The organism is Desertivirga brevis (assembly GCF_017355835.1).
Genome location: NZ_JAFEWF010000010.1, coordinates 242,080 through 252,567, shown reverse-complemented (window position 1 = coordinate 252,567; position 10,488 = coordinate 242,080). Strand labels below are relative to the sequence as shown.

6 protein-coding genes are annotated in these 10,488 nt (G+C 40.4%); all 6 read left to right on the top strand.

The window, feature by feature from the left end:
- Positions 1-135: 135 nt before the first annotated feature.
- The 6 genes from J4N25_RS22320 to J4N25_RS22295 all read left to right on the top strand — a co-directional run bounded on the left by J4N25_RS22320 (position 136) and on the right by J4N25_RS22295 (position 10,470).
- Positions 136-1,098 carry a transketolase family protein gene (locus J4N25_RS22320; protein WP_207424029.1) on the top strand — a complete coding sequence of 321 codons (963 nt, stop codon included), beginning with the start codon at positions 136-138 and terminating at the stop codon, positions 1,096-1,098.
- Between the two features lie 464 nt (positions 1,099-1,562).
- The gene (locus J4N25_RS22315) at positions 1,563-4,808 is read left to right on the top strand and encodes a SusC/RagA family TonB-linked outer membrane protein (protein WP_207424028.1); all 3,246 of its coding nucleotides are present in this window, start codon (positions 1,563-1,565) and stop codon (positions 4,806-4,808) included.
- Positions 4,809-4,871: 63 nt separating this feature from the next.
- Complete coding sequence (locus J4N25_RS22310; RefSeq protein ID WP_207424027.1) at positions 4,872-6,401, top strand: RagB/SusD family nutrient uptake outer membrane protein; 1,530 nt, start codon at positions 4,872-4,874, stop codon at positions 6,399-6,401.
- 64 nt (positions 6,402-6,465) lie between these two features.
- Positions 6,466-7,527: an Ldh family oxidoreductase gene (locus tag J4N25_RS22305; RefSeq protein ID WP_207424026.1), complete on the top strand. Its 1,062-nt coding sequence runs from the start codon at positions 6,466-6,468 to the stop codon at positions 7,525-7,527.
- Between the two features lie 70 nt (positions 7,528-7,597).
- A complete protein-coding gene (locus J4N25_RS22300) occupies positions 7,598-8,527 on the top strand; it encodes a glycoside hydrolase family 43 protein (protein ID WP_207424025.1) in 930 nt (309 codons plus the stop codon).
- A gap of 266 nt (positions 8,528-8,793) precedes the next feature.
- Positions 8,794-10,470, top strand: a complete 1,677-nt coding sequence (locus tag J4N25_RS22295) for a sodium/sugar symporter (RefSeq protein WP_207424024.1) — start codon at positions 8,794-8,796, stop codon at positions 10,468-10,470.
- The last annotated feature ends 18 nt before the right edge of the window (positions 10,471-10,488 follow it).

The window sequence follows — 10,488 nt, the reverse complement described above, 5'->3', positions numbered from 1 at the left end:
ATTATTAGACCCTCAGCTTTGAGAGGTCAGCTTTGAGCTTCCTGCTCAAGCAAAATCTCGAAGGTTGATAGATGAACTTGAAACATTAGCATAGCTTACGCTAAAAGCTGGTGGTTCATATCTCACAACTAAAAAATGAAGAAATACACTTTTACAGAAAAGAAAGATACACGTTCAGGATTTGGAGCCGGCTTATTGGAAGCTGGTAAAAAGAACCCTGAGGTAGTGGCACTGTGTGCCGACTTAGTTGGCTCACTAAAGATGGAAGCTTTCATTAAGGAGTTTCCAGAAAGATTTTTCCAAATCGGTATTGCAGAGGCAAACATGATGGGTATCGCTGCTGGTATGACTATCGGAGGTAAGGTTCCTTTTACGGGTACTTTTGCTAACTTCTCTACCGGTCGTGTTTACGATCAGATCCGTCAGTCTATCGCTTATTCTGATAAGAACGTGAAGATCTGTGCTTCTCACGCGGGATTAACCCTGGGAGAAGACGGAGCAACTCACCAGATCCTGGAAGATATCGGTATGATGAAAATGCTTCCTGGAATGACAGTGATCAACCCTTGTGATTACAACCAGACTAAAGCAGCTACTATGGCGATCGCCGAGCACCATGGTCCGGTTTACCTGCGTTTTGGTCGACCGGTAGTTCCCATCTTCACTGATCCTGATCAGAAATTTGAGATTGGAAAAGCATGGATGGTGAACGAAGGCGCAGACGTAAGTATCTTCGCTACAGGTCACCTGGTATGGGAAGCCATTCAGGCAGGTGAAAAACTGGCAGAACTAGGTATCGATGCAGAAATCATCAACATCCACACCATTAAGCCATTAGACGCAGAAGCAGTACTGAAATCGGTAGCTAAAACAGGCTGCGTGGTAACAGCAGAAGAACACAACCGTCTAGGCGGATTGGGAGACAGCATCGCCCAGCTTCTTGCTCAGCATAATCCAACTCCACAAGAGTATGTAGCTGTGAACGACAGCTTCGGCGAAAGTGGTAAACCAGCAGAACTGATGACCAAATATGGTCTGGATGCAGAGCATATCATCAAAGCAGTTCAGAAAGTAATTGAAAGAAAGAAGAAGGCTTAACTAAAAACAAATAAATTCTGATAAAGGCACCTTGGGTATTTCCCTTTGGTGCCTTTATTATTTTCGAAGCACTACTATCCAAATCCCTTTCACATCTCCTCAAGTCATTTTAACTAAGAAGAAATAACAAAACTGATACCTTGTCCTGCTTTTAACCGTATCTAAACCATATCTGGACCGTATCTTGACCGACTCTCAACCGACAGGAGTGGGAGGAAATACGCAAGATGCACAGTTAAAACAGATATCGTTTCAAGATAAAAAGATAACGAATCATAAATTTTTTTCCTTTTTTTATTAAAGGGAACCCGTAGGAATACTCCTAGAACGTGAACCTACTTTCAGGTTGTTTGTATAAAAATAGTACAGGATGCTACAGGAGAGTTAACTTAATCCTTTTTTATAGATATTTGTTTGAACATGTATGCCCCACGCATACAATAACCAATTAATAGACGAATAAGATGGAAAATTTTTCTACGAGACCCTTTAACAAGGGTAAAACAGGGAGAGGATTAATGCTCCTAGCTTTATTACTCAGTTTTTTCAATGTCTTCGCACAAGAATTGACTGTAAGAGGAAAAGTAACAGAAGATCCAAGTGGCGAACCCTTACCAGGAGTATCTGTTATGGTTAAAGGCGCAACAAAGGGCGCCACAACTGATATTAATGGAAATTTTGCCATTGCGGCTTCTAAAGGGTCAGTATTAGTTTTCAAGTTTATTGGCTTTGCTGATAAAGAAGTTACAGTAGGAGCTGCCTCAACGATTAACGTTAGTTTAAGTTCAAGTACCAAGAGCTTACAGGAGGTAGTCGTAATAGGCTATGGGACCCAGAAAAGGGCAGACGTTACAGGAGCCGTCGCTTCTTTTAATCCTGAAAATCTTGAAGAGAGACCGGTTACCCGGGTAGACCAGGCCTTAGTTGGTCAAATCGCAGGTGTTCAAGTAAAACAGACCACAGGAACTCCCGGAAAGGCATTTAGTATTCAGGTACGTGGAGGTGGTTCAATTTCTGCCAGTAAAGAGCCACTTTACGTTATAGATGGATTTCCTTTAAGTAATGCCGGTCCCAATGGGGCAGGTAACTTTGCAACTGGTAACCCACTAGATAATATCAATCCGAATGACATAGAATCTATACAGGTATTAAAAGATGCGGCTTCTGCTGCAATTTACGGTTCAAGAGCGGCCAACGGAGTAGTATTGATTACAACAAAAAGAGGTAAAAGTGGTAAGCCGACAATGAGCTTTAACTCTTTTGTGGGATATACAGAAGCAAATAGGAAGCTAGATATGTTGAGTCCTACGGAGTGGATTGACCGCGCAACAGAAATGATTAATGCAAATTATGTAGCCACGTACGGCTCCTATGGTGCACAGGCAAGTGATAGTTATCAAACTCGTAGAACAGTTTTAAACAGTCCCCCAGCCGGCTCCGCTTTAAAAATAAATGTTGCTGATGGTACATTTAATACCAGCTACATGGTCGATGAGCGCTGGTTTCAGGAGGGCTACGGCGGTTTGAGGTTGGTTGACTGGCAGGATCAGGCATTCAGAAAAGGACTAACGAACAATTACCTTTTATCTGCAAGCGGAGGAACCGAAAACGTTAGTTATTACGTTTCCGGTAATTATAGCAGACAAGAGGGAATGGTAAAATTTATGGACTATACCTTCTACTCTGGTAGAGCGAATGTTGAGGTCAAAGCAAATGATAAGCTTAAATTCGGTCTGAACATTTCGCCAACCTATTCCATTACAAATGATCCTGGAGTAGAAGGAAAAGACAATATACTTCACCAGCTCGTATCAATGACTCCAGTTCAAATGGATGATCCCTGGAACGTAAATACTTTTGGATTCGGCCAGTATTCTTGGAGCACTTCTCCTAATAGCCCTTTAGCTAAACTAAGATATACGACAGGTGAAACGAAAAGATTTCGAACGCTTTCTACTGTTTTCGGTGAATACGAGATCTTCAAGGGCTTGAGCTTTCGTTCAACTGTTAACTTCGATAATACAGACAACACCTCGAAGAGTTTTGTACCATATACTATAACAGGCTCCCTGGCGAGTCGTATAAGTCAGCCTAATCAGGGGACAAGTGGTTCTGAAACTGGGTACAGACGGCAGACTTTTGTTGCTGAAAATACTCTTTCCTATAGAAAGACTTTTAATGCAAATCATGATATTTCACTTTTAGCGGGTACATCATATAACCAGAACAGTATAAATAATATTCGTATTGCTTCTAACGGTGGTTATAGTAATTCTTCTATTACAACCTTAAATGCAGCAGCTGGTGTCACCGGATTCACTGGTGAAACTAGAAACGTATTGATTTCTTACTTTGGTCGTACCCAGTATAGCTATAAGAGTAAGTATATGTTATCGGCCAGCTTGCGTAGAGATGGAGCGTCACAGTTTGGCTACAACACAAAGTGGGGAATATTTCCTTCTGTTTCTGCAGGATGGCGAATTGCTGAAGAACCTTTCATGAAATCGGTTAGCCAGATTAGCGATTTAAAACTAAGAGCTAGTTGGGGGAAAACTGGAAACAATAGTATAGGAGACTATGACGCGATCTCCATTCTTGGATTTAATAACTATACTTTCAACAGCACTAATGCTCCGGGGCAGGCTCCTTCACGTATCACAAATCCCGAATTGAGTTGGGAAAAATCTGAAACCTTTGATGTTGGAGTGGATTTTGGTTTGTTTTCGAACAGACTAACAGGTTCTTTCGATTACTATAGGAAGTTAAATCGTGACTTTTTGTTCCGTGTTCCCATTTTACGAACCACTGGATTTAATACCCTACTTGACAATGCAGGAAAGGTTAGTCATAAGGGATGGGAGCTCGAATTAACTTCAAGAAATGTTGCCGCTAAGAATTTTAAATGGAATACCACAATCAATTTCAGCCATAACGAGAATAAGTTGTTGGAGCTTCCCAACGGCCAGAGCCAACTATTAATCCCATCTGCCTTTGATATTTCTCATAGTATACTTAAAGTAGGTGAACCCATCTACAGCATTTATGTAGTAAAGCAAATCGGCATACTAACACAAGAGGATATTGGAAATAACGTTGCTCGATTTGGCTCTCAAACAGTAGGAGATCCTAAGTACTTCGATGCCGATGGAAATGGAACTATTGATGCAAATGACAGAATGATTGTTGGAAACCCAAATCCTGATTATACCTGGGGTATTACGAATACGTTCCGCTACAAGAAGTTTGACCTTAACTTTTTAGTGCAAGGACAATGGGGAGGCGAAATCTATTCCCTATTAGGAAGGGCTCTAGGCAGAACAGGACAGGGTGCTTCCGACAACGCTTTAGGTTTTTATCGTGACCGTTGGAGATCACCTGAAAATCCAGGTGATGGAACAGTAGGTAAGGCTTATTCAACTTTTGGCCGGATTAAAAATACCGATTGGTTGTATTCTTCTGATTATTTAAGAGTTCGAAATATAACCCTGGGATATGATCTTGGTTCAGCTATGAAGCTAAAGCAGATTAAAGGAGCGAGACTTTACGTGACTGCCGAAAACTTCTTTGGCTATGATAAATATAAAGGAGGGTTTAATCCTGAGGCGGCAAATACGGATGTGAGTGGAAGTGATGAGTTTCCTGAAGCTGGAGACTATGGTGGTCTACCTTTGCCGAAATCGTTAGTGTTCGGGCTAACTATTAATTTTTAATAATTGAAAATTTGAGTGATGGTTTTAGTCTCATTCTCTATTCAAAACAAGATACGATCCAAAATGAAAGCAATAATATATAGTTTGGTTATAGGAGCCCTTCTAATAACCTCATGTTCGAAAGACGACTTGAATCAGGAACCAATTTCGAGCGCCACAACAAGTAGTTTTTTTCAAACTAATAACGATTTTATTCAAGGTTCAAATGCAGTTTATGCATCGCTTAGGGCATATCCAGATAGGCTGTTAAACCTTTCCGAAACCCGTTCCGATAATTTATATGCTGTTTCAGACGGAGGGGTTCGAGATTGGGAAGGTATAAATAGTTTCCAAAAAACTATTGCAGGGAACCCTTACGTTTCCGAAGCATGGACGGCAAACTTCAACGGTATTTTTCGTGCAAATGTGTTGCTGCAAAACTTAGAAGAGCGTTCAAATATACTTACAGATCCCATTCTACCTACTCGACTTAAAGCCGAAGCTCGTTTTTTAAGAGCATTTTTCTACTTTGATCTGTTGAGATATTTTGGTGAGGTGCCACTTATTACAAAGCCTGTGTTAGCTGCAGAGGCACTGACTATCCCACGAAGTCCGGTTTCAGAAGTTTATGATTTGATTATATCTGACTTAAAATTTGCGGCAGACAGTTTACCGGCAACTTTTGGAACCGCAGCCTCAAAGACTGTGTATCTAAACTCCGATCGTGGTAGAGCAACAAAGTTTGCAGCAAAGGGGTTACTTGCGCTTGTACATATGACCCGTTCAGGTCCAACTTATAATCTTGAAGGTCCTGGCTTGGGTTTGAATGAGTGGTCATTGGCATTGCCATTATTAAATGAAGTATTAGCAGCTCCTCAATACTCATTCGTATCTAATTATGCCAACATTTTCTCATACACCAATGAAAATAATCCTGAGGTGATCTTTGACATTCAATATTCAACTGGCTTTAATCCTATTGTTGGAGCTACTTTCCCTTGGGTTTTAGTTCCTGATACTTATTTCCAGTCTCAAGGAAAGGCGGTACAGGGAGGTTTAACTATTCGTCCGGTTGCAAGTAATCTTGTAAATAGTTACGCTGCAAATGACGTTCGAAAAGCATTCAACATTTACACAGCGGGATATACCTTCAATAACCAATCAGAATCAAGGCCCTTTATCAAGAAGTATGTTGATATCACTAGAGTTCCAGCAAATAGAACAGACTGGCCAATCAATTTTATCGTGTTGCGTTACACCGACATCATGATGCTTAAAGCAGAATGTATCCTCCGTGGAGCTCCCGGAAGCCAGTTGGAAGTTGATGCAATTGTGAATCAAGTTCGAAACAGAGCCGGCTTAACCCTCCCTCTTGTAAACGTAACGCTTCCTCAACTGATGGAAGAGAGAAGAAGGGAGTTCGCGGGAGAAGGTTTAAGGTGGCATGATCTTGTTCGTAGTGGGTTGGTAACAACAGTTATTCCTGCCTGGATGAATGCAGAGGACACAGCGAAGCAAATGCAAACATTTGTTCCGGAATATATTATCTACCCGGTACCGCAGTCTGAACTAGATGCAGCCCCTGGATTGTATCAACAAAATAAAGGTTATTAAAACTTAAAGGGATGCTGAAAGGTATCCCTTTCTTACTTTTACAAGAACAAGCAAATTAAAACGCATGTCACTATCCGAGCAAAGAAGATTTAAGGCGGCAGATCTAATTGATTATGCAACTCAACTGTTGACACTTAAAGGATTGGAGACAGCAATAGCAAATACAGTAGCGAGAACCCTGGTTGAAGCAGATCTGATGGGACATACAACCCACGGCTTGAGGTTACTACCGGCTTATTTGGGGGAGTTAGATACAGGTGGTATGTCATCTACCGGAAAGGCCATTGTATTGAAAGATTTTGGCGGCACTGTCACGCTCGACGGAAATTTTCTACCAGGACCCTGGCTTGTCCATCAAGCTATTGATCTGGCATTGGAACGCATAAAAGAACATCCGGTAGTAACGATAGTGATCAAAAAAAGCCATCATATAGCCTGCCTTGCTGCGTATCCTGAAAGAGCAACTAAAGAAGGTTTGTTAATGATGCTAACTTGTTCAGATCCTAACACTAAAACTGTAGCTCCATTTGGGGCTATTACTCCCATACTAGGCTCAAATCCTATTGCAGCCGGTATTCCCGCTAAAACATCTTCAGTTATTTTTGATATAAGTACCTCTGAAACTGCTAATGGTCAGATTCAGCAAGCTGAAGCAGAAGGTAAACGCCTTCCTCATCCCTGGATCATTACTGATGAAGGAAAGCTTTCTGATGATCCTGCAGATTTTTCAAATAACCCTGGCGCCTCTGTTCTCCCTTTAGGCGGAATCGCTACTGGTTATAAAGGGACGGCGCTTGGCATATGGGTCGAGGCCCTTACCAATGGCTTAAGTGGTTACGGACGTAAACAAGATCCCGGTCGCTGGTGTGCCTCTGTTTTCCTTCAAATAATTAATCCTGCAGCTTTCGCAGGAGAGGATGAGTTTCGTCAGGAAGCTGAGTTTTTGAATGAAGCCTATTTGAGCGCCAAGCCGATGGACAAAAATCAAGTACGATTACCAGGCCAGCGTGGTCAAAGATTAAGGGATGAGCAGATGAAAAATGGCTTAGTGATAAGCAATTCCTTATATACATATCTTCGAACTAACCTTGATCCGTACAATCTTTCGTTTCCTAATGGGTTTTAAATGTTCCATTAACAATTATTTGAGTGATCGGAAAAATGTCTAAATTTAGCGGTATAAACACTAAATTTAGATGAAACGGATCTTTCTAGTAATTCCATTACTACTTATTGTATTAAGCTTAACTGCAAAAAAAAAACCAATTTGGGCCTTTTGTTACTTTAAAGGTAACGGTGCAGACGGATTGCATTTAGCTTACAGTGAGGATGGATTAACCTGGAAGGCCCTGAAGAATGATAGTTCCTTTCTTCGGCCTCAGGTGAGCAAAGATAAATTGATGCGTGATCCAAATATCATCAAAGGCAGGGACGGGCTTTATCATATGGTTTGGACGGTAAGCTGGACGGATAAGGGAATAGGATATGCAAATTCTAAAGATTTAATCCATTGGTCAGACCAACAATTTCTTCCTGTGATGGCTTTTGCCCCAACAGTTAGAAATACCTGGGCTCCCGAAATTACATATGATCACCAGAATGATCAGTACATGATCTATTGGGCAAGTACAATTCCTGAAAAATTCACAGAAACGGCGAGTACTTTAGAGGCAGGCTACAATCACCGGATGTATTATACAACTACTAAAGATTTCAAGACATTTAGTGACACGAAAGTGTTATATGATCCTGGCTTTAATAGTATTGATGCAACAATACTGAAAGACGGAAAGAGGTGGGTTATGTTTATAAAGGATGAAACCCGCGAGCCTGTTCAGAAAAATATCAAAATGGCTTTTGCCGATAATTTAACAGGACCTTACACAAAAGCAAGTGCTCCAATTACTAAGAATTATTGGGCTGAAGGACCAACAGTATTGAAGAGCCAAGACGAGTGGATTGTCTACTTTGATAAATACCGCGACCACAAATACGGAGCTATATCCTCTAAAGATTTAGAAAGCTGGGAAGATATATCTGGAAAAATCTCCCTTCCTGCTGGTATCAGACACGGTTCTATATTCAAAATTTCTAAAAAAGAGCTGAAGAAATTGAAGCAGTTGTAGGGTCCTAACTCACTGAAAAATAGCATTTTGTTTGTGCATGACAGTTCAGGACAGGTCCTTGAGAAATAAAATCATTCGGGCTAAAAAAATATCGGAAATATTCATACTTTAAGCCCCGGAAATAAGAGTGTTTTCCGGACACTAAGTGTCTCCGCCAATTATCAGGAATTTTTAGGTGTAGTATTGACAATTAAATTGTTTTTTCTCACCTTGTGGTTCCAATTATCTTGAAAAATTAATTAATATTTATATAAACCTTTCTTCAAATGAATAGGCTCGAAACGAAAGATTACATTGTTTTTCTAATTTACTTTCTCATTGTATCCATTTATGGTATTTGGATATATCGCCGGAAGCGCTCTGAAAGTTCAGGATCTAAAGATTACTTCTTAGCTGAGGGTTCTTTAACATGGTGGGCAATTGGTTCATCACTTATTGCATCCAACATCTCTGCAGAGCAATTTGTGGGAATGAGCGGTTCGGGTTTCCAGGTTGGTCTTGCAATCTCAACCTACGAATGGATGGCTGCTTTAACACTTATCATTGTAGCTACATTTTTCATTCCGGTATATCTTAAGAACAAGATCTTTACAATGCCACAGTTCCTGCACCAGCGTTATAATGGTACAGTAGCAATGATCATGGCTGTGTTCTGGTTATTACTTTATGTAGTTGTAAACTTAACATCTATTCTTTATTTAGGAGCTATCGCAGTTCAGGGTATTTCTGGTCTCGATAGAACTTATATAATGTATGCGCTTGCTATTTTCTCCATCATTATCACTTTGGGAGGAATGAAAGTAATTGGTTATACAGACGTAATCCAGGTTTTCTTCCTGATCCTTGGAGGATTAGCTACAACTTACCTTGCACTTAACCTTGTTGCTGAACACTACGGTTCAAGTGGTGTTATCAACGGTTTCAATCTAATGATGGAAAATGCTGACGATCACTTCCACATGATCTTTGATAAAGAGGACAGTGAGAAGTTTATGGATCTGCCAGGGTTAACCGTGTTGTTAGGCGGTATGTGGATTGTAAACCTTAACTATTGGGGTTGTAACCAATATATCACTCAGCGAGCTCTCGGTGCTGACCTTCCAACGGCTCGTAATGGTATTCTTTTCGCAGCCTTCTTGAAGCTTTTAATGCCTATTATCGTAGTATTACCAGGTATTGCAGCTTATATTCTTTATAAAGAGAACGCAGGTAACTTCCACCAGGAAATGACTGAAGGCGGAAAAGTTCTGGCAGATAAAGCTTATCCTTCCATGCTAAACTTATTACCAGCAGGTCTTAAGGGTTTATCTTTTGCTGCTCTTACCGCTGCAATTGTTGCCTCACTTGCAGGCAAAGCAAACAGTATTGCAACTATCTTCACATTAGATATCTACAAAAAAACTATTAATCCTGAAGCTAGTGAAAGTAAACTAGTTAATATTGGTAAAATCACAGTTGTGGTTACTATGATTCTTGGAGTAATTATTGCGCCTCACTTAGGTATTGAAAAGGGCGGATTCAAATACATCCAGGAATATACAGGTTTCGTTTCTCCAGGTATTTTCGCCATGTTCTTGTTAGGCTTCTTCTGGAAGAAAGCTACCTCTAACGCAGCTCTTTTTGCAACGATCGGTGGTTTCGTTATGTCATGTATCTTAAAATTCTTACCAGGATGGATGGATCTGTCATTCCTTTACCCAGCAGGTTTTGCTGTTCCTAACGCAGAAGGTATTTATGAAATTCCTTTCCTTGACCGTATGGGATTTGTTTTCATATTCTGTATGATCGGTATGTATATTATTAGTATGATAGAAAATAGCAAAGGAACCCGAGTTAATGGATTAGAAGTTGATAAGTCAATGTTCAAAACTCACCCTAGTTTTACGGCTGGTTCATTACTTATCATAGGAATTTTAGTAGCACTTTACACTGCATTCTGGTAGTAGGTTAATTTAATATCA